General features: G+C 71.1%; 17 protein-coding genes. 6 read left to right on the top strand and 11 right to left on the bottom strand.

Going from position 1 to position 19533, the window contains the following annotated elements; genetic code table 11:
* Window positions 1–108: 108 nt before the first annotated feature.
* Entirely contained in the window at window positions 109–855 is a 747-nt protein-coding gene (locus ACZ4D5_RS15760; protein ID WP_467772918.1) for a TetR/AcrR family transcriptional regulator, read from the bottom strand.
* Between the two features lie 171 nt (window positions 856–1026).
* On the opposite strand from ACZ4D5_RS15760, the gene ACZ4D5_RS15765 reads away from it, so the two are divergent.
* Window positions 1027–1566: a nitroreductase family deazaflavin-dependent oxidoreductase gene (locus ACZ4D5_RS15765; protein ID WP_467772919.1), complete on the top strand. Its 540-nt coding sequence runs from the start codon at window positions 1027–1029 to the stop codon at window positions 1564–1566.
* A gap of 19 nt (window positions 1567–1585) precedes the next feature.
* Here the strand turns inward: ACZ4D5_RS15765 and ACZ4D5_RS15770 are convergent, their stop codons facing one another.
* On the bottom strand, window positions 1586–2788 hold the full coding sequence (locus ACZ4D5_RS15770) for a geranylgeranyl reductase family protein (RefSeq protein WP_467772920.1): 1203 nt from the start codon (window positions 2786–2788) through the stop codon (window positions 1586–1588).
* 135 nt (window positions 2789–2923) lie between these two features.
* On the opposite strand from ACZ4D5_RS15770, the gene ACZ4D5_RS15775 reads away from it, so the two are divergent.
* Window positions 2924–4279, top strand: a complete 1356-nt coding sequence (locus ACZ4D5_RS15775) for a M20/M25/M40 family metallo-hydrolase (RefSeq protein WP_467772921.1) — start codon at window positions 2924–2926, stop codon at window positions 4277–4279.
* A gap of 166 nt (window positions 4280–4445) precedes the next feature.
* Here the strand turns inward: ACZ4D5_RS15775 and ACZ4D5_RS15780 are convergent, their stop codons facing one another.
* The 3 genes from ACZ4D5_RS15780 to ACZ4D5_RS15790 form a co-directional block, all read right to left on the bottom strand.
* On the bottom strand, window positions 4446–5594 hold the full coding sequence (locus ACZ4D5_RS15780; RefSeq protein WP_467772922.1) for an NUDIX hydrolase: 1149 nt from the start codon (window positions 5592–5594) through the stop codon (window positions 4446–4448).
* Window positions 5595–5692: 98 nt separating this feature from the next.
* Window positions 5693–6487, bottom strand: a complete 795-nt coding sequence (locus ACZ4D5_RS15785) for a MerR family transcriptional regulator (protein WP_467772923.1) — start codon at window positions 6485–6487, stop codon at window positions 5693–5695.
* Complete coding sequence (locus tag ACZ4D5_RS15790) at window positions 6474–7385, bottom strand: alpha/beta fold hydrolase (protein WP_467772924.1); 912 nt, start codon at window positions 7383–7385, stop codon at window positions 6474–6476. The genes ACZ4D5_RS15785 and ACZ4D5_RS15790 overlap by 14 nt, the downstream gene beginning before the upstream one ends.
* A 288-nt stretch (window positions 7386–7673) precedes the next feature.
* On the opposite strand from ACZ4D5_RS15790, the gene ACZ4D5_RS15795 reads away from it, so the two are divergent.
* On the top strand, window positions 7674–8075 hold the full coding sequence (locus ACZ4D5_RS15795; protein ID WP_467772925.1) for an STAS domain-containing protein: 402 nt from the start codon (window positions 7674–7676) through the stop codon (window positions 8073–8075).
* 22 nt (window positions 8076–8097) lie between these two features.
* On the opposite strand, the gene ACZ4D5_RS15800 is transcribed toward ACZ4D5_RS15795, so the two are convergent.
* A complete protein-coding gene (locus tag ACZ4D5_RS15800; RefSeq protein WP_467772926.1) occupies window positions 8098–8772 on the bottom strand; it encodes a TetR/AcrR family transcriptional regulator in 675 nt (224 codons plus the stop codon).
* 65 nt (window positions 8773–8837) lie between these two features.
* Between ACZ4D5_RS15800 and ACZ4D5_RS15805 the strand changes: the two genes are divergently transcribed.
* A complete protein-coding gene (locus ACZ4D5_RS15805) occupies window positions 8838–10361 on the top strand; it encodes an MFS transporter (RefSeq protein ID WP_467772927.1) in 1524 nt (507 codons plus the stop codon).
* A gap of 509 nt (window positions 10362–10870) precedes the next feature.
* Here ACZ4D5_RS15805 and ACZ4D5_RS15810 read toward each other — a convergent pair.
* From ACZ4D5_RS15810 to ACZ4D5_RS15820, 3 genes are read right to left on the bottom strand one after another with little or no spacing between them, the layout of a single operon-like run.
* Window positions 10871–11803 (bottom strand): carbohydrate ABC transporter permease, encoded by a 933-nt coding sequence (locus tag ACZ4D5_RS15810; RefSeq protein ID WP_467772928.1) that lies wholly within the window; start codon window positions 11801–11803, stop codon window positions 10871–10873.
* A complete protein-coding gene (locus tag ACZ4D5_RS15815; protein WP_467772929.1) occupies window positions 11800–12777 on the bottom strand; it encodes a carbohydrate ABC transporter permease in 978 nt (325 codons plus the stop codon). The genes ACZ4D5_RS15810 and ACZ4D5_RS15815 overlap by 4 nt, the downstream gene beginning before the upstream one ends.
* A 2-nt stretch (window positions 12778–12779) precedes the next feature.
* On the bottom strand, window positions 12780–14048 hold the full coding sequence (locus ACZ4D5_RS15820) for an ABC transporter substrate-binding protein (RefSeq protein WP_467772930.1): 1269 nt from the start codon (window positions 14046–14048) through the stop codon (window positions 12780–12782).
* A 267-nt stretch (window positions 14049–14315) separates the two neighbouring features.
* On the opposite strand from ACZ4D5_RS15820, the gene ACZ4D5_RS15825 reads away from it, so the two are divergent.
* Window positions 14316–16412, top strand: coding sequence for an NPCBM/NEW2 domain-containing protein (locus ACZ4D5_RS15825; RefSeq protein WP_467772931.1), 2097 nt, complete (start codon window positions 14316–14318; stop codon window positions 16410–16412).
* A 335-nt stretch (window positions 16413–16747) separates the two neighbouring features.
* Here ACZ4D5_RS15825 and ACZ4D5_RS15830 read toward each other — a convergent pair whose 3' ends face one another.
* A complete protein-coding gene (locus ACZ4D5_RS15830) occupies window positions 16748–17716 on the bottom strand; it encodes an ROK family protein (RefSeq protein WP_467772932.1) in 969 nt (322 codons plus the stop codon).
* A gap of 221 nt (window positions 17717–17937) precedes the next feature.
* Here ACZ4D5_RS15830 and ACZ4D5_RS15835 point away from each other — a divergent pair, with 221 nt between their 5' ends.
* The gene (locus ACZ4D5_RS15835; RefSeq protein ID WP_467773038.1) at window positions 17938–18978 is read left to right on the top strand and encodes a LacI family DNA-binding transcriptional regulator; all 1041 of its coding nucleotides are present in this window, start codon (window positions 17938–17940) and stop codon (window positions 18976–18978) included.
* Between the two features lie 40 nt (window positions 18979–19018).
* On the opposite strand, the gene ACZ4D5_RS15840 is transcribed toward ACZ4D5_RS15835, so the two are convergent.
* A complete protein-coding gene (locus tag ACZ4D5_RS15840) occupies window positions 19019–19516 on the bottom strand; it encodes a hypothetical protein (RefSeq protein WP_467772933.1) in 498 nt (165 codons plus the stop codon).
* Between the last annotated feature and the right edge of the window lie 17 nt (window positions 19517–19533).

The following is a 19533-nucleotide window of genomic DNA, read 5'->3' on the forward strand; positions in this document are numbered from 1 at the left end:
GGACCTCGGCCGCCGCCGATGGCCGGCATCTGCTGCCGGGTCGCCCAGAACATCTGCTGCTGGGTCGCCCGAAGGAGAGGATGAGCCCGAGGGCCGCGCCCGCTCCGATCAACGGCGCGACAACAGCCCTACGCCATGCGCGAGTTGCGTCACCGCGTGGGAGAAGAACGCCTCGCGGTCCTCGACGAGGCGGTTGAACTGGCCGAACACCTCGAAGCCCACCAGGCCGAAGAGCTGCGCCCACGCGGCGACCATCGCGGCGGCCACCGCCGGCGGGAGGTCGGGGGCGACGTCCGCCGCGAGCCGCTCGGCCTCGGCGCCCATCCCGGCGGGCAGGGGCGGCACCGCGATGCCCCGGCCCTGGTGGGCGTCGCGGACGATGTCGATGAGCTGCTGCCCCACGCGCGCGGCGGCCCGGACCGTGGAGTCCGGTGCGCTGTAGCCGGGGACGGGCGAGCCGTAGATGAGCGCGTACTCATGGGGATGCGCCAGCGCCCACGTACGCACCGCCTCGCACACCGCCGTCCACCGCCGCACGGGCTCCTGCCCGGCGGCTCCCGCGTGCGCGGCCTCGGCGGCGGCGCCGAGGGAGTCGTACGCGTCGATGATCAGCGCGGTCAGGAGGTCGTCGCGGCTGGGGAAGTAGCGGTACAGCGCGGAGGAGACCATGCCGAGTTCACGCGCGACGGCGCGCAGGGAGAGCTTGGCGGCGCCGTCGTCCGCCAGCTGCCTGCGGGCCTCGTCCTTGATCGCCGCCGTCACTTCTTCGCGGGCGCGGGCGCGGGCCCCCTTGGCGGCACTGCCGCTGGTCCTGCTGCTCGCCTTACCGCTGGCGCTGCTGCTCGCACTACTCATGGGCGCCAGTGTGTCACGAAGGCGGAGCGGTGCACACAGATGAGAGCAGCGACCCATTTCGAGAGCACGGCAACTTTTAGAGAGCACTGCTCTTGCTTTGGGTCACCGCTCTCGTGCACACTGCTCTCAAGCGAGAGCAGTGCTCTCCCAACCGCTCCCCTGGAGGACCTCATGTCGTCGACGTCCGCAGCCCCGGCCCCGACCCCGGCCCAGCCCTCGTCCCGCTACTACCTCAAGGGCAGCCCCCTCAACGTCCGCCTCAACAGCGTGATCGGCTGGCTCGCGCGGCGCGGCGTCAGCCTGATGGGCAGCGCCGAGCTCTCCGTACCGGGCCGCAAGAGCGGCAAGATGCAGCGCATCCCCGTCAACCCGTACACGCACGCGGGCAAGGGCACGGGCGGAGGCGAACAGGGGCAGTACCTCGTATCGGCGCGCGGGCACTCCCAGTGGGTGCGCAACATGCGCGCGGCCGGCGGCGGAGAGCTGCGGGTGGGGCGCAAGGTGCGGGAGTTCACCGCCGTGGAGGTGCCCGACGCCGAGAAGCCGCCGCTGCTGCGCGGCTATCTGGAGCGGTGGGGATGGCAGGTCAGCCAGTACTTCAAGGGCGTGACCGCCCAGTCCTCCGACGAGGAGATCCTGGCGGCCGCGCCCGACCACCCCGTCTTCCGCATCACCGTGCTGGACGCGAAGAAGAGCGGCAGGAAGAAGTGACCCCCTGAAAGAAGCGACCTCAGCGGTCCAGCGCGCTCAGCGCCCGTCCCGCCAGCGGGTGCGTGCGGACCAGCTCACCCAGCGTCGTCGAGCCGCGCGTGATCTTCGCGAAGGCGTTCCACGCGGGGCGGAAGCCCGTGATCGCCGCGTGCAGCACGCCCGGGCGGCGCTCGAAGACCTCCAGCATGCGGCGCCCCACGCTCATCTCGACGCCGAGGCCCGCCTTGATGGCGAAGGCGTAGTTCAGCGCCTGGCGGCGGGCGTCCACCGCGTCGTGCGCCTCGCCGATCCGCACCGCCCACTCCCCCGCGAGCCGCCCGGAGCGCAGCGCGAAGGAGATGCCCTCGCGGGTCCACGGCTCCAGGAGCCCCGCCGCGTCACCGCACACCAGGACCCGGCCGCGCGAGAGCGGCGAGTCGTCGCTGCGGCAGCGCGTCAGATGCCCCGAGGAGATGCTCGGCTCGAAGCCCGCGAGGCCGAGGCGGGCGATGAAGTCCTCCAAGTACCGCTTGGTGGCCGCGCCTTCGCCGCGCGCGGAGATCACACCGACGGTGAGGGTGTCGCCCTTGGGGAACACCCAGCCGTAACTGCCCGGCATCGGGCCCCAGTCGATGAGCACCCGGCCCGCCCAGTCCTCGGCGACCGTCTCCGGCACCGGGATCTCGGCCTCCAGGCCCAGGTCGACCTGGTCGAGCTTCACTCCGACATGTGCTCCTATGCGGCTGGCGCTGCCGTCCGCTCCGACCACGGCGCGGGCGAGGAGCGTCTCGCCGCCCTGCAGCACGACCGCGACCGTGCGCCGGTCCGGCACCTCGGGGCCGTGCTGCTCCACGCGCGCGACGGTGACGCCGGTGCGCAGCTCGGCGCCCGCCTTCTGCGCGTGCTCGACGAGCTGCTGGTCGAACTCGGAGCGGTTGATCAGACCGAAGAGCATCTGCCGGGAGCGGCGGGTGCGGGTGAACTTGCCGTCGAGGGAGAACGTCACCGCGTGCACGCGGTCGCGGAAGGGCAGCTCGAAGCCGGGCGGCAGGGAGTCGCGGGAGGGGCCGATGATGCCGCCGCCGCATGTCTTGTACCGGGGCAGTTCGGCCTTCTCCAGGAGCAGCACGCTGCGTCCCGCGACCGCCGCCGCGTAGGCCGCGGAGGCGCCCGCGGGGCCGGCTCCGACCACGACGACGTCCCACACGTGCCGGGTGTCGTCCGCTGAGTTCTCGCTGCTCACGTTGGTCTACCGCTCCTGATCCCGCTGTTGGCCGCGCTTTCCTCAGGCATCCTACGGCGGAGGCCCTCGGGTCCCTCCTGTGGGAGGATCACATGTACCCACACGTACAACGTCGCACCTACGAGGAGCGTGCCCATGTCGCGGAATCCGATCGCCGAGACCGTCGCCTCACTGATGCCGAAGGCGAAGGCGGAGCTCACCGAACTGGTGGCCTTCAAGTCGGTGGCGGACTTCGACCAGTTCCCCAAGAGCGAGAGCGAGGCCGCCGCGAACTGGGTGGCGAACGCACTCCGCACCGAGGGCTTCCAGGACGTCGCGCTGCTCGACACCCCGGACGGCACCCAGTCGGTGTACGGCTTCCTGCCGGGCCCCGAGGGCGCCCCGACCGTCCTGCTGTACGCGCACTACGACGTCCAGCCGCCGCTCGACGAGGCCGCGTGGGCCACGCCCCCCTTCGAGCTGACCGAGCGCGACGGCCGCTGGTACGGCCGGGGCAGCGCCGACTGCAAGGGCGGCGTCATCATGCACCTGCTCGCGCTGCGCGCCCTGAAGGCGAACGGCGGCGTCCCGGTGAGCGTGAAGGTGATCGCGGAGGGCTCGGAGGAGCAGGGCACGGGCGGCCTGGAGCGGTACGCCGAGGCGCACCCCGAGCTGCTCACGGCCGACACGATCGTCATCGGTGACGCGGGCAACTTCCGGGTCGGCCTGCCGACGGTGACGTCGACGCTGCGCGGCATGACCCTGGTACGCGTCAGCGTCGACACCCTCGAAGGCAACCTGCACTCGGGGCAGTTCGGCGGCGCGGCCCCGGACGCGCTCGGCGCGCTGGTGCGCACGCTGGACTCGCTGCGCGCCGAGGACGGCTCGACGACGATCGACGGTCTGACGAGCGACACCGTCTGGGACGGTCTGCAGTACGAGGAGGCCGACTTCCGCAGGGACGCGAAGGTCCTCGACGGCGTCGAGCTGATCGGCGATGGCACCGTCGCCGACCGCATCTGGGCGCGCCCGGCCGTCACGGTCCTCGGCATCGACTGCCCGCCGGTGATCGGCGCGACGCCGTCGGTGCAGGCGGCCGCGCGGGCGCTGATCAGCCTGCGGGTGCCGCCGGGCGTGGACGCGGCCGAGGCGACGAAGCTGCTGCAGGCGCACCTTGAGGCGCACACCCCGTGGGGCGCGCGGGTGCGCACGGAGCAGATCGGGCAGGGCCAGCCGTTCCGCGCGGACACCACCAGCCCGGCGTACGCCGCGATGGCCGAGGCGATGGGCGAGGCCTACCCGGGCGAGGAGATGCAGTACGCGGGCCAGGGCGGCTCGATCCCGCTGTGCAACACCCTCTCGTCGCTGTACCCGAACGCGGAGATCCTGCTGATCGGTCTGAGCGAGCCGGAGGCGCAGATCCACGCGGTCAACGAGAGCGTTTCTCCTGAGGAGTTGGAGCGCCTCTCGGTGGCGGAGGCGCTGTTCCTCCAGAAGTACGCGGCGAACTGACCGCCCCGGCAACGCCCCTGGAGGGGCGCTCTGCCGACGGCCGAGGAGCCCCGCCTTCGGGCGGGGCTCCTTTTCATGGCCGCACGAGGTGGCGTGCTGCGGGCACGGGGATCCGGTGCGGGAGCGGGCGTCGGCGGTGCTGCGGGCGTCGGCGGACTCCCGTCCGTTATCCGTCGAGCCTGTCGAGCCCTTCGGCACGCCCGGTCCCGCCGATTCCCTCGACTCCCTCGACTCCCACTGCTCCCACTGCTCCCACCGCTCCCTCGGCTCCAGACGCTCCTTCGACGGGGACGCCCGCCTCCAGGTAGAGCGTGGCCCCGCGCTCGCGTGCGCGCAGTGCCCAGCGCAGCCGTTCGTAGCGCACGGCGGGCAGCAGGCCGGCGGCCTCGTCCTCGGTGGCGAAGCGCCAGGCGCGCAGTTCGGGCCCCGGCAGCAGCATGCGGACCTCGCCGCTGTCGAGCCTGCCGCCGTCGAAGAGCAGCCGCATCCCGCCGTAGCCGGGCGGGTGGGGCGGCTCCCAGTCGGCGACCAACAGGCGGGGCGTGCCGGTGAGTTGGATGCCCGTCTCCTCGGCGACCTCGCGCACCCCCGCGCGCGCGGGGGCCTCGCCGGGCTCGACGACGCCGCCGGGGAACTCCCATCCGGCCTTGTACGTCGGGTCGACGAGCAGCACGCGGTCCTGCTCGTCGAAGAGGAGCACCCCGGCGGCGAGGGTCTCCGCGGTGGGTTCCGGTGTCTGCACGATGTCGCAGACGGAGGCGGCGCCCGTGCGGACCGCGTCGGCGAGCCGTTCGGCGGTCTCGTAGGGGGTGAGGTCGCTGGTGTCGATGCGATGGGCGTCCGCGCCGAGCCAGCCGTTGAGGGCGGTGCGGTAGGGCTCGATGTGGTCGAAGGACCACTGCCGTACGCGTACGTCGCCGTCGGGCAGCTCCGGTGGCACGTCGCGGCCGGCTATTCGCTCGCGCAGGATCGTTTCGTCCGGGGCGAGCACGACGTGGCGCACCGGGATCCTGCGGGAGGCGAGACCGCCGAAGATCTCGTCGCGGTACTCCTGGCGCAGCAGTGTCATCGGCACCACGAGCACGCCGCCCACTTCGCCGTGGAGTGCGGCCGCCGTGTCGACGACGAGCCGACGCCAGATGGGCAGGTCCTGATAATCGCTCACCTCGGCAAGGCGCTTGGGCGGCAGCAGATAGGGCAGCGCGCCGCCGATGACCTCCGGGTCGAAGAGTGTGCTGTTCGGGATCAGCTCGATCAGTTCCCGTGCGGCGCTGGTCTTGCCCGCACCGAACGCGCCGTTGATCCAGACGATCACGGTTCCCCCTCTTCTGTTGGCCCCCTGTGGCTTGCCCGCAACACCCTGCCATGGAAACCAGACGCTGATGGGAGCGGAGCCGGGCAGGTCGGCCGGGGTCAGTCGGCGTGCGCGGCGCGGCGGCGGCGCTCGGAGCGGTGGGCGAGGGCTTCCATGAGGCGTCGCCAGGCCGGTGACGCGTCCGAGATCTGGGAGGACACCAGCTTCACGTGTCCCGGGCGGCTGCCGTCCCGTTCGTGCTCGGCCTCCCATGCGTCCAGGTCGTCGATGAGCAGGGCCAGGCGTGGATCGTCCGGATCCCAGTCGACCGCCTGATCGCAGGCGAGGTACAGGCGCGTCGTCTCGGGGTCGTCGAAGCCGGCGTTCTTTTCCCGGATCCGCTGCGGCACGATCTGCGGGTCCAGCGCCTGCATCAGGATCCACGCGTCGCGTTCGAGCCGTACCCTGCGTTCGCTGACCCCGAGGCCGCGCATCCGCTCCAGGACGGCGACCACCTCGGGAGGCAGCACGAGCCTTTCGCCGCCGGCCAGTTCGGCGATCCTGCGGCGGTTCTCGGTGAGTTGGTCGATCTTGCGCTGCAGTGCGGCGTCGATGTCCGTGACGGCGGCGGCGAACTCGGCCGGCTGCGCGTGCAGGAGCGCGTCGATGCGGGCCAGGGGCACACCGGCGTCGGCGAGGGTTCGGATCCGGATGAGGTCCACCGCCGCTTGCGCGCCGTAGCGGCGGTAGCCGGAGGCGTCGCGTTCGGGCTCGGGCAGCAGGCCGACGTGGTGGTAGTGACGGACGGTGCGCACGGTCACGCCTGCGGTCGCCGCGAGCCGGCTGATCGTGAGCACCGTCCCCCTCGGTTCTTCGTACGGCGTGGTCGTGCCGGTGAGTCTACGGGCGGGCACGATCGACGACGTCACGGACCGCCTGGACCACGGCGTCGGGCCGGTCGAAGCAGAGCCGGTGATGCGCGGTGTCGGAGATGACGCGCTGCTCCCCGTGCGAGACCGCGTCGACCAGGGCCGCGTCCAGTCTCGTCCTGCCGTCGATCATTCCCCGCAACGTCCGCTCCGACGTCAGCGCCCGCTGACCGGGGTCGACACCCACCACCGTGAGAGCGACCACCGGGACGTCGGGAATGCCCGGCCCGGCCCGCAACTCGGTGGCGAGCGAGGCCAGTTCGGAGCGCTCGGCGATCCCGACGTCGGTCCACTGGTCGCTCGTCCTGGCCTCGGTCAGCGTCCGGCGCACGTGCTCCGGGTAGTCCGCGAGCAACTCGGCGGCCATCTCGCGCAGGGCGGGTCGCATCCGTACCAACCGCTCCCGGTCCGGGGACATTCGCTCGACCGCGGCCAGGCTCGCCTCGGGAGGCATGGCGTCGTCCCAGTCGCGGTGGAAGGCGTCCATCCAGACGAGTCCGGCCACGTCCTGCGGATACAGCTGCGCGAACCGGTGCGCGTAGAAGCCGCCGAGGGAGTGCGCCACGAGCACGTAGGGACCGTCGACGTTCTGGGCGCGCAGCAGCTCGCGCAGTTCGGCGGCGACGTCGGCGGCATGGCGCGGCAGCGGCAGGGGATCGCTGAAGCCGGTGCCGCCGCGGTCGTACAGGACGGCGGCGGTGAACCGCGCGACCTCCTGCTGTACGCCGAAGTAGTCCAGGCCGACCGCCCCGGCGCCCGGCAGGAACACCGCGGCCGGTCCGCCGCTGCCCGCCCGGTGCACGAAGATGCGGCGGCCGTCGATCTCTTGAAACCCTCCGACCGGCGGCGCGAGCCGGGCCGGGGAAGTGCTGTGGTTCGTCATGCGCCCACCCTCCGACCCTGACGCAGGGTCAGGGTCAACCCCCGACCGGCTCGCCGTGCCGCTCTGAACTCCAAGGGAATGACCCTGGAAACTGTCAAGAGGATTGCCCCATATTCACCCCAACGTGTGGCGAGGCACTTCCGTGAATCGTTCCCGCACTCCAGAGTGCGCCGGTGCCCGCTAGCGTGACCCGACAGGCGCCCCAGCCCCCGGCGACCTCTTACGACTGGCACTCCCGTTGCACCGCACCCCTCCTGGGGTGCGTCGGCGTCGGCGCTGGGGGGATGGATGCAGCAGGACCAACTGACCGAGAACGTGGGCGAACACTCCGATCAACCTCTGCGGGTGTACGGACTCGACCACGCAGTCGTCGTCGAACTGCACGGCGAGATCGACCTCGTCGCCTACCAGCGGCTGGTGTCGCTGCTGGACGCCGTGGCCGCGGGCCCGGAGCCGGTCGTGGTCGTCGACCTCAGCCGGGTCGCCTTCTTCGACTGTTCCGGGGTCTCCTTGCTGATGCGCGTCCACCGGCGGGTGAGAGCCCGAGGCGGCCGGCTCCGCGTCGTCTGCGCACACCCGCTGACGCTGCGCATTCTGCGTATCACGAGCCTCACCCCGGTCCTGTCACCGGCACCGACGTTGGGAGCGGCGATGCTCGCATCAGGTGACGACCGGGGCATCGAGGACTGACCCGCAGGGCCCCGCCGCTGCGTCAGCCCGTACGCAGCGGGCGCCTTCGGGGCTTCGCGGGCTTGTGGTGGCGCTGGTAGTGGTCGCGCCAACTCGGCGTCGCCGCACCGCCCATGACCGTCATCACCACGTCATGGGCGAGTGAGTCCGTGACGGGCAGGTGCCCGAAGAGGACCCGGTGGTACGTCGTGGCGCCGAGCATGTCCAGGAGCAGGTCGATGTCGGCGTCGGGACGGATGTCGCCCCGCTCGATGCCGCGCCGCAGCGCCGCCTCGGTGGTGACCCGCCGGGGATGGAAGATCGTCTCGGTGAAGACGCGGTCCAGCTCGGGGTCGTCGGCCAGCTCGGCCATCAGCGCGGGCAGCGTACGGCGGCCGAGGCTGCCGCCGAAGGCACGGCTGAGGGTGTCGATGCCCTCGATCAGATCGCAGTGCGTGCACCCGGTGTCGGGCGTCGGCGCCGTGCCCATCGTGTCGGCCAGGGCCGCGATGACCAGGTGCTGACGCGACGGCCAGCGGCGCCTGATCGCCGGCTTCGTCGTGCCCGCGCGCCGCGCCACCGCCTCCATGGTCAGGCCGGGATAGCCGCCCTCCTCCAGCAACTCCTGCGTCGCCGTCAGGATCGCCTCGTCCAGCCGGCTGTCGCGAGGGCGCCCCGCCGGGCGGGCGGCACGGGAAGCGGAGTCGGGGGTTGCCATGGAGAGCAGTATAGGTAGCATGTGATTTCGTTCCGTTCCGGATCGAAACATAAGGAGGGGCTGCCTTGTCCGAGCAGGAGTCGGCCGCCGACCATGTGCTCACCGAGCCCACAGCCGTACGCGAGAACGTCGAGGGGAGCGATGCGCGCGCCGAGAGCGACGAGGACACCGAGAGCGTGCACAAGGGCGCTCCCGGCGTTGCCCGCCAAAGCGCCCGCGACAGCGTGTTCCGCGCGCCCTACGCCGCGCTGACCTGGGGCATCGTCCTCTCGGTCGGCCTCGTCGCCTTCGAGTCGATGGGCGTGGCCACCGTCCTGCCGGAGATCGCGGGCAGACTCGGCGGCCTGGGCGCCTACGGTTGGGGCCTGTCCGCGCTGATGCTGGCCAACCTCATCGGCACCGTCGCCGCAGGCCGCGCCGCCGACCGGCGCGGCCCCGCACGGCCGTTGGCACTCGGCCTCGCCGTCTTCGCCGTCGGGTGCGCGGTGGCCGGCTCCGCGGCGAACTGGCCCCTGTTCCTCGCCGGGCGCTTCCTGCAGGGGCTCGGCGTCGGCGCCGTCATGGCGCTCGCGTACACCGCGATCGCGCTCGCCTACCCGCAGCGGCTGCGCGCCCGGATGTTCGCGCTCGTGTCGGGCGGCTGGACCGTCCCGTCCCTGATCGGTCCGACGATCGCCGCCCTGATCTCGGACCACGTCTCCTGGCGCGGCGTGTTCGTGCTGCTGCTTCCGCTGGTCGTCCTGGCCGGCGTCCTCACGCTGCCCCCACTGCGCCGGCTCGGCGGTCCCGACCGGCCCGCGCCCCAGAGTGACGGGCCGTGGTGGGCCACGCCCGTGGCCCGCAGCGTGCTGCTCGCCGCCGGTACCGGAGTCCTGCTCGCAGGGCTCGAACTGCGTCAACTCCCCTTGCTGGTCGCGCTCGTTCTCGTCGGCGGCGCCGTGGCCGTGCCGGCGCTGCGCTCGGTCACGCCGACGGGCACGCTCACCGTCCGGCGCGGCGTTCCGACGGGTGTCGTCCTGCGCTTCCTGCTGTGCGGCGCCTACTTCGGGAGCGAGGCCTTCCTGCCCCTCGGCCTGGTCGAACTGCGCGAGTTGAGCGCCACGGAGGCCGGGCTCGGTCTGTCGGCCGGCGCGATCACATGGGTGCTCGGGGCGGCCTGGCAGGGCAGGGCCGACAGCCGGTGGAGCGGCCGGTCCAGGGCGGTGCCGATCGCCGTGGGGTTCGCGGTGCTGCTCGCGGGGATCGCGGTGATGGCCCTGGGCGTCCTGGTCGACGCGACGCCCGCGCTGACCGCCGTGGCGGGCTGGGCGATCGGCGGCGCGGGCATGGGCGTGGCCTTCAACGCCGCGACCACCGACGCCATGGAGCAGGCTCCGGCCGACCGGCAGGGCGAGGCGAGCGGCTCGATGCAGCTGGCACAGACCCTGGCGGTCGCCGTCCTCAGTGGTCTCGGGGGCGCGGCGGTCGCCCTGTCCGACGCGCACGGCTCGTCGGTGTCGGTCGCGCTGACGGCGACGTTCACGCTGACCGGGGCGCTGGCCGCGGCGGGGATTCTCACGGCGCATCGGATCAGGCCTGCGAGGGCTTGAGGGGGCTGGGCCCGGGACTTGGGGCCCGAGGGGGGCGGCTCGGCGCGTGGTGCGCCGGGCGGCTCCCCGTACGCATACGCCCGCGCATGAGCCCCCGTACGCAGCCGCGGTACACGGCAGACGGCGTCAGCCCGGCGGGCCCTCGCCCGTGAGGCGGTCCACCGACTCCCTGATCAGGTCGGCGTGGCCGACCTGACGCGCGTACTCCTCGGTCGTGTCTGCTCCGCGGTCATGTCGGCCAAGATGCGGCGCAGGCAGGGCGATTCGCTCTGATGACACCGGCGGCAGGGGTGAGGTCGCCGTCGCGCACGTGGTCGCCGTCGAGGTGCCAGGGCGCCCGGACGAGCCCGACGACCGGTACGCCCGCGGCGGCCGCGGGGCACGGCGATACGTCGAACGAGCGGGTTCAGAGCCGGAGATGAGGTTGCCGCGGCGGCGTCATGGGAGGGCGCGGGTCGAGCCCGCATCCGCGAAACGACATCCGCTCGTACGACCGAGACAGCGGCTCGTCACCCCTTCCCCGCCCCCAGGGTGAGCCCCGCGATGAAGTGCCTCTGCAGCAGCAGGAACACCAGGACCGTGGGGAGCGCCACCAGGACCGAGCCCGCCGCCAGCAGGTTGTGGTCGGTGAAGAACTGGCCCCTGAGGTTGTTCAGCGAGGACGTGATCGGGAGCTTTTCCGGGTTCGAGATGAAGATCAGGGCCCAGAGAAAGTCGTTGTAGATCCAGGTGAATTCGAGCGTGGCCAGGGCCGCGAGCGCCGGGCGGCACAAAGGGAGCGTGACGCGCCAGAACTGGGTCCAGACTCCCGCGCCGTCCACGATCGCCGCTTCCAGGATCTCCTTCGGGAGCGTCCGCATGAAGTTGGAGAGGACGAAGACGCAGAAGCCGATCTGGAAACCGACGTTGACGAGGATCAGCGCCCAGAAGGAGTCGTAAAGGGTGAGCGAGTCGGACATCCACCAGGGCAGCGGGATCTTCAGGAAGAGGGCGTACAGCGGGGTCACGAGAACCTGGGGAGGCAGCAGGTTGCCCGCCGTGAAGAGCATCAGGAGGAGCATTCCGCCGCGGATCCTCAGCCGCGACACCGCGAACGCCACGAACGACGCGAGGAACAGCGTCACGATCACCGCGGGCACGGCGATCAGGAGCGTATTCGTGAAGTACTTGCCCATACCGGATTCGGTGTAGGCCTCGCGGTAGTAGTCGAAGGAGAGCCGGTCGGGCCAGGAGAAGTAGCCGTGCTCTGCCGTCTCCTCGTACGGACGCAGCGACGCGTAGACGGCGAGGAGAAGCGGCGCCAGGAAGGCGAGGGAGACCGCGGAGAGGAAGAGCGGTACGCCGAACCTGCCGCGGCGGGGCGGGCGTCGAGGCCGCTCGGATGTCGGGGGCTTGGTGGGCGGGCGGCGGTCCGGGGATGCCGTGCGCAGGTCTGCCGTCATCGGTCGCGCGCACCTCGCAGCTCTTGGACCAGGAACGTCACGATGAATCCCAGGGATACGGTGAGCAGGACGACCGCGATGGCCGAGCCGAATCCGATGCGGCTCGCCTCGCCGATGATGTTGTCGGTGATGAGGACGGAGAGCAGCTCCAGGCCGTTGCGGCCCTTGTTCACCGCGTACACGATGTCGAAGGCGCGCAGCGCCTCGATGACCGTGATCACCCCGACGATGACATTGACGGGACGCAGCGTCGGGAACACGACGCGGAAGAAGGTCTGCCGGGTGTTCGCGCCGTCGATCGCGGCCGCCTCCTTGAGGGCGGGGTCCACGGATTTCAGACCGGCGAGATAGAGGATCATCACGTAGCCGGTGTGCCGCCAGCTCGCGGCGATCATCATCATCCAGATGTTGAGGTCGGAATTGCCGAGCCAGTCGACGGGGTCCTTTTCGTTGCCCAGAAGGGTGTTGATGACACCCTGGTCGGTGCCGAGGAGCAGTTGCGCCATGAAGCCGACCACGGCGAGCGAGAGCACCACCGGCATGTAGAGCACGGACTGGTAGAAGCGGCTGAACCGCACGCCGCGGTCGATGAGGACCGCGAGGAAGAGGCCGAACGGCGTTGCCACCAGGCCGAGGAAGGCTGTCCAGAGGAGGTTGTGGCGGACGGCCGGCCAAAAGGCGGGATAGTTCTCGACGAGGCTCTCGTAGTTCTTTCCGCCCACCCAGTGAATGTCACCGATGCCGTCCCATGAGGTGAAGGACAGTCCGATCGAGGCCAGTGTCGGGCCCCAGATCACCACCGCCTCGATCAGGATCGGAAGGCCAAGGAGCAGGCCGAGGACGAGTACGTCGCGGCGTGTGAAGCGGGCCGGGCCGCCCCGCCGTCCTTTTCGCTTCGCGCCGCGCCGACCCTGCCCGGTACGCGGCGGCGACTGCTCGGTGCGTTTCGTCGGTGCGGTACGCGGTGCGCCCATGGTCAGCCGGCGTCCTGCGCGAAGATGTCCTTCTTCTGCCGTTCGATGCTGTTGACCAGGCCGTCGACGTTCTTCGGGTCGTCGATGAAGTCCTGCAGGGCCTTGATCATGACGGTCTGCGCGAAGTCGGGGCGGGTGTCCCGGTCGAGGAACTGCGAGATCTGCTTGGCGCCCGAGACCAGCTCGGCCGACTTCTTCTGCAGCGGGCTGTACTTGGAGGTGTCGGCGCCGTCGTTGACCGCGACGTTGTTCGGGTCGCCGGCCAGATAGACGTCCTCGGCCTCGGGGGTTCCGAGCCATTTCAGGAGGTCCTTGGCCGCGTCGATGTTCTTGGCCTTCCTGGCGATCAGGAATCCGTCGATCGGCGCCTCCACCGCGTCCTGACCGTACGCGGGATCGATCTCGGGGAAGGCGAAGAAGTCGATGTCGTCGCGCTCGTCCGCGGGGAACTGCTGGCCCGGGTGCGGCATCCCGAAGACGGCCATGCCCGTCTTGCGCCGCTGCAGGCCCTGCCCTGCCTCCTCCCAGGTACGACCGAGGGCGCCCTTTTGGTAGTACGGCATGAGTTCGCGCCACAGGTCGAAGACCTTCTTGACCTTGGTGTCGGTCCAGGCCTCGTCGCCCGCCATCAGGCTCTTGTGGAATTCGTATCCGTTCAGGCGAAGGTTGATGTAGTCGAAGGTGCCCATCGCGGGCCAGCCGTCCTTGTCGCAGAAGGCGACCGGAATCCCGTCCTTGTGCATCTTCTTGGCGAGGGCGATGAACTCGTCCCAGGTCTTGGCCTGTTCGTACCCCTGTTTCTCGAAGAGACTCTTGCGGTGGAAGACGGCCCACGGATAGTAGTAGTACGGAACGAAGTACTGCTTGCCCTCGTGGGTGGACTGGTCCTTCAGCGCCTCGGAGAAGCCGCTGAAGCCCTTCCACACATCACTGATGTCGGTCAGCAGATCCCTCTCCGCGAAGTACTGCATGCGGTATCCGGCGAACCACATGAAGACGTCATCCGGTGTGGCCCGCAGATAGCGCGTGATGTTCTGCTGGAATTCGTTGTGCTCTGTGGTGTGGACCTCGACGGTCTTGCCGGTCTTCTTCTTGTACGCGTCGAAGGCGTCCTGGAACGCCTTCTTCGGCACCGCGTCCGAGGCGTTGGAGCCCATGGTGACTTCGTTCTTGTTGCCACCCGGCTTCTCGCCACAGGCGCTGAGCAGCGCGGGAAGGGTGACCGCCCCCGCTCCGACGGTCGCGCCGCGCAGGAGATTCCGTCGGGACATCCGATGTCCTGTCATGCCTTTCGGCGCGACCGGACCGCTGAACGATGACTGTGCCATGTCCCCCTCCTCGGGGTGCAACCGAACACAACCGAACGCGAGGGTTGGATCTCACTCCCAAGAGGCACCGCCGTCAAGGGGTCCGACACCGGGCGTCCGAACCGTTACCGCTCCTCTTCCAACAGAGTCCAACACGCCCTACCGTGAGCGCGCAGCTGTGACGCGTACGCGCAAACCCCTCATCTTCCGCGAATACGGAGGAACGTAACGATGCGTCATCTCCCATCCCGCACGATCCACCGAAGAGTGGTCGGATCGTTGGCCACTGCTTTGTTATGTGCCGGTGGACTGGCCGCCCCGGCCTCTGCCGGTGAGTCCGGTGCCGACGGCCGCGCCACCGCCGACCGCGCGGCCGCCGACGGCACAGCCGGTGACCGCGCCGCCGCCGAGCCCGACGTGAAACTTCCCGACGGGCTCGCCCTCACCCCGCCCATGGGCTTCAACAACTGGAACTCCACCCACTGCAGGGCCGAGTTCGACGAGGCGATGATCAAGGGGATCGCCGACATCTTCGTGGAGAAGGGCCTCAAGAAGGCCGGCTACGAGTACGTCAACCTCGACGACTGCTGGGCGCTGCCCGAGCGCGACGCCAACGGCAAGTTGGTGCCCGATCCGAAGCGATTCCCCAATGGAATCAAGGCAGTTGCCGACTACGTCCACGCCAAGGGCCTGAAGCTCGGCATCTACACCAGCGCGGGGACCAAGACCTGCAACGAGGCCGGGTTCCCCGGCGCGCTCGGCCATGAGCGCAGCGACGCACAGCAGTTCGCGGACTGGGGCGTCGACTACCTCAAGTACGACAACTGCAACAACCAGGGCGTGGACGCCAAGCAGCGGTACATCGCGATGCGCGACGCGCTGAAGGCCGCCTCGGAGACCACCGGCAGGCCCATCGTGTACAGCATCTGCGAATGGGGCGAGAACAAGCCATGGGAGTGGGCGGCCGACGTCGGCCATCTGTGGCGCACCACCGGTGACATCAGTGACAACTGGGGCTCCATGGTGTCGATCATGAAGCGCAACCTGCCGCTCGCGAAGTACGCGGGGCCCGGCCACTGGAACGACCCGGACATGCTCGAGGTCGGCAACGGCGGCATGACGGACACCGAGTACCGCACGCACTTCTCCATGTGGTCGATCATGGCGGCGCCGCTGCTGATCGGGTCCGACCTGCGCAAGGCCTCCCCGGAGACCTTCGAGATCCTCGGCAACGAAGAAGTCATCGCGGTCGACCAGGACGCGCTCGGCAAGCAGGGCGAGGTCGTGTCGTCGGAGAACGGGCGCTGGGTCGTCTCCAAGGAGATGAAGGACGGCAGCCGCGCCGTCGCACTCTTCAACGAGACCGACCGCGCGCAGCGCATCGCCACCACCGCCAAGGCCGTCGGCCTGCCCGACGCCGCCGGGTACTCGCTGCGCGACCTGTGGCGGCACAAGAGCTACCAGACCGCGGGCGGCATCTCGGCGACCGTCCCCGCGCACGGCACCGTGCTGCTGCGCGTGTCGGCCGACGGCAAGTGGAGCACGTACCCGCCTGCGGTCGAACTCGGCCTGGACGGCGGCGACTTCTTCGAGGCGGGCAAGGCCACACCGGTCACCACGTCGGTCACCAACCTCGGCCGCGCCGCCGCCCGCCAGGTGACCGCCTCGCTGACCGCCCCCGACGGCTGGCGGGTCAGGGCGACCTCGCCGACCACCGCGCGGTCGCTCCCGACCGGCACGTCCCTGCGCACGTCGTGGCAGATCACCGCACCCGCGGGCACGGCACCGGGGACGTACGACCTGACGCTGAAGTCGACGTACCGCTCACCCACCGGCGTACGCGCCGAGAACGTCCTGCCGCTGTCCGTACGCGTGGCCGTCGCCCCGCCCGCGGGCGCCTCGGGGCTCGGCGACCTGCCGTGGCTGTCGATGACCAACGGCTGGGGGCCCGTCGAGCGGAACACCAGCAACGGCGAGGGCGCGGCCGGTGACGGCAGGCCGATCACCATCGGCGAGAAGGTGTACGCGAAGGGGCTCGGCGCGCACGCGGAGAGCTCCGTGGCCTACTACGCGGGCCGGGCGTGCGAGAAGGTCACCGCCGAGGTCGGTGTCGACGACGAGACGCGCGCGGACGGCACGGTCGCGTTCGAGGTGTGGGCGGACGACAAGAAGGTGGCGTCGACCGGCGTGCTCACCAACGCCATGCCGGCGCAGCCTCTCTCCGCGGACGTGACCGGCGCCCAGGTCGTACGCCTCGTCGTCACCGACGGCGGCGACGGCATCTACGCCGACCATGCGGACTGGGGGGAGGCGACGCTGACGTGCTGACGCCGACGGCCGCGACGTCGACGGCCGTGACGTCGACGGTCCCGACACCGGCAGTCGTCACGCGAGCGGTCGTGACGCCGAAGGCCGGTACGTCGGCGGCCCTGACGCCTGGTGTCGTTGCGCGCCAGGTGTCGTTGCGCCAGCGGTCCTGACGTCACGTGCCGTCACGCCGGCGGTCCCGGCGCCGGACGCGGTCGCACGGGTGACGGCGGCCGGGACGGCTGTCACGCGCTGACAACCGGCCCGGGGCAATGCCCACTTGCCCCGGGCCGGTCCACCGGGGGCTCGCTTGCCGCGTGCGATCCAGGACGAGGGGCGCGGCGCCCGGAACCCCCTCAGCCCCCCACCGCGGACCCCAGCTCCACCGCCGCGCTCCGCCCGCCGCCCAGCGCTGCCGCCGCCGCTCCCACCAGGCCCGCGTCCGTGCCCATCAGGGCGGGGGCCACCGTCAGGCGGCGGGTGAAGGAGAGCGTCGCGTACTCGCGCAGGGCGCGGCGGAGCGGGGTGAACAGGATGTCGCCGGACTTCGCCACTCCCCCGCCGATCACGGCGATGTCGATCTCGACGAGCGTGGCCGTGGCCGCGATTCCGGCGGCCAGGGCCTGGGCCGCGCGTTCGAAGGAGGCGAGGGCGACCGGGTCGCCCGCACGGGCGGCGGTGGCCACCGCGGCCGCCGACGCGTCACCGTCGGGCCCCGGGACCCAGCCGCGCTCCAGGGCGCGGCGCGCGATGTTCGGGCCGCTGGCTATCCGCTCGACGCAGCCGCGTGCCCCGCACGGGCAGGCGTCGCCGTCCAGATCCACGCTGATGTGCCCGATGTGACCGGCGTTGCCCGTGGGGCCCGGGTGCAGTTTGCCGCCGAGGACAAGGCCACCGCCGACGCCCGTCGAGACCACCATGCACAGCGCGCTGTCGTGGCCGCGGGCCGCGCCCTGCCAGTGTTCGGCCGCCGTCATCGCCACGCCGTCGCCGACCAGTTCGACGGGGAGCCCACCGGTCACCGCGCGGACCCGCGCCACCAGCGGATAGCCGCGCCAGCCGGGGACGTTGACCGGGCTGACCGTGCCCGCCGACGCGTCGACGGGGCCCGCACTGCCGATGCCCACGGCGGTCGTACGGGCCCACAGCTCACTGGCCGTCAGCTCAGCGAGGACCTCCTCGACCGCGCGCATCACGACGTCGCCGTCCTCGCGCGCGGGCGTCGGCCGCTGGGCGCGCAGGAGGATCCGGCCGTGGCCGTCCACCAGGGCTCCGGCGATCTTGGTGCCGCCGATGTCGAGTGCGGCGACGAGGTCCATGTGCATCTGTGTCGGTTCTCCTGGTGTATCGGCAGGCCGGAGAGTGCGAAGGACAGTCTTCCTTGCATCTGACAACGTTGTCCAGGCCCTATGCTCGACGCCACATGCTCATGACGGGTCCCGGGGAAGCGCGGGGGAAGGCCGAGGGAAGACCCTTGGCGTGACCCTCGACAGACCAGAAACGCCGATGAGTGACCCGCGTCGACGACAGGACAGGACAGCGCACCGTGGCCGAGACCGCCGCCCGACGACCCGAGAACCGTTACGGCAACCGTCCGACCATGAAGGACGTCGCCGCGCGCGCGGGAGTCGGCCTGAAGACGGTCTCGCGGGTCGTCAACGGCGAGCCGGGCGTCACGCCCGACACCGAACGCCGTGTCCAGGAGGCCATCGAGGCCCTCGGCTTCCGCCGCAACGACAGCGCCCGCGTGCTGCGCAAGGGCCGCACCGCCAGCATCGGCCTCGTCCTGGAAGACCTGGCCGACCCCTTCTACGGCCCGCTGAGCCGCGCCGTCGAGGAGGTCGCCCGCGCGCACGGCGCGCTGCTCATCAACGGGTCGAGCGCCGAGGACCCGGACCGCGAGCAGGAGTTGGTGCTCGCGCTGTGCGCGCGGCGCGTCGACGGCCTCGTGGTGATCCCCGCGGGTGACGACCACCGCTATCTGGAACCGGAGATCGCCGCCGGTGTCGCCACCGTCTTCGTCGACCGGCCCGCCGGGAAGATCGACGCCGACGTGGTGCTCTCCGACAGCTTCGGCGGGGCGCGGGACGGCGTCGCGCACCTCATCGCGCACGGCCACCGCCGCATCGGCTTCATCGGTGACCAGCCCCGCATCCACACCGCCATAGAGCGACTGCGGGGCTACCGCGCCGCCATGGAGGACGCGGACATCCCGGTCGACGAGGCGTGGATGTCACTGGGCGTCACCGATCCGGAGCGGGTCCGCACCGCCACCGAGTCGATGCTCGCCGGGCCCGAGCCGGTCACGGCGATCTTCGCGGGCAACAACCGCGTGACGGTGACCGTCGTCCGCGTCCTGGCCGCGCTCGACCGCCCGGTGGCTCTGGTCGGCTTCGACGACATCGAGCTCGCGGATCTGCTCGACCCCGGGGTGACCGTCATCGCGCAGGACGCGGCGCAGCTGGGCAGGACGGCGGCGGATCGGCTCTTCCGCCAGCTCGACGGCGCGTCCGGGCCCCCGGAGCGGATCGAACTGCCCACGCGTCTGATCACACGCGGCTCGGGCGAACTGCCGCCCGCGGACTGACCCCGCCACCCGGGGCGACCGGGCGGGAGCCCGGCCGCGCTCAGGGCCAGAAGACGACCGCCAGCGCCATCAGCGTGCCCAAGGCCACGAGCCCGCCGATGATCCCGAGGACGCGCGCGGCCCGCTGGCCCGCGGGGCGGATCTCCTGCCAGCCCAACTCCCCCGCCGCACCCCGGATCAGCCGGTGGCCGTCGGCGGAGGCGAAGCTGTGGCGCTCGGTTCCGTCCAGGGAGCGGCTCCAGGTGCGGTACCTGCTCCGGCCGGTCGTCACGGTCCGCCCGCGTGCGGGACCCGGGCCGTGCTGCTCGGTGACGACGACGTCCGTCATGACGAACGTCCCGTCCTGCGGTCTCAACTCGACCCGGTAGGTGTGCACCTGGGTGGTGTGACGGCTCGTCGTCGGGACGTCCGCGGCCAGGTCGAAGCCCCGGCCCGTCCGTCGCAGCCGGTACTCCGTCCCCGTGTCCGTCTCCTCGACGGCCGCGCGGACACGGTCGTACAGCTCGTCCGTCCTGCCGGTGTCGTGGGTTTCACTCATGGGCACGAGCCCCCTCT

Source organism: Streptomyces sp. NPDC025651, from assembly GCF_055558735.1.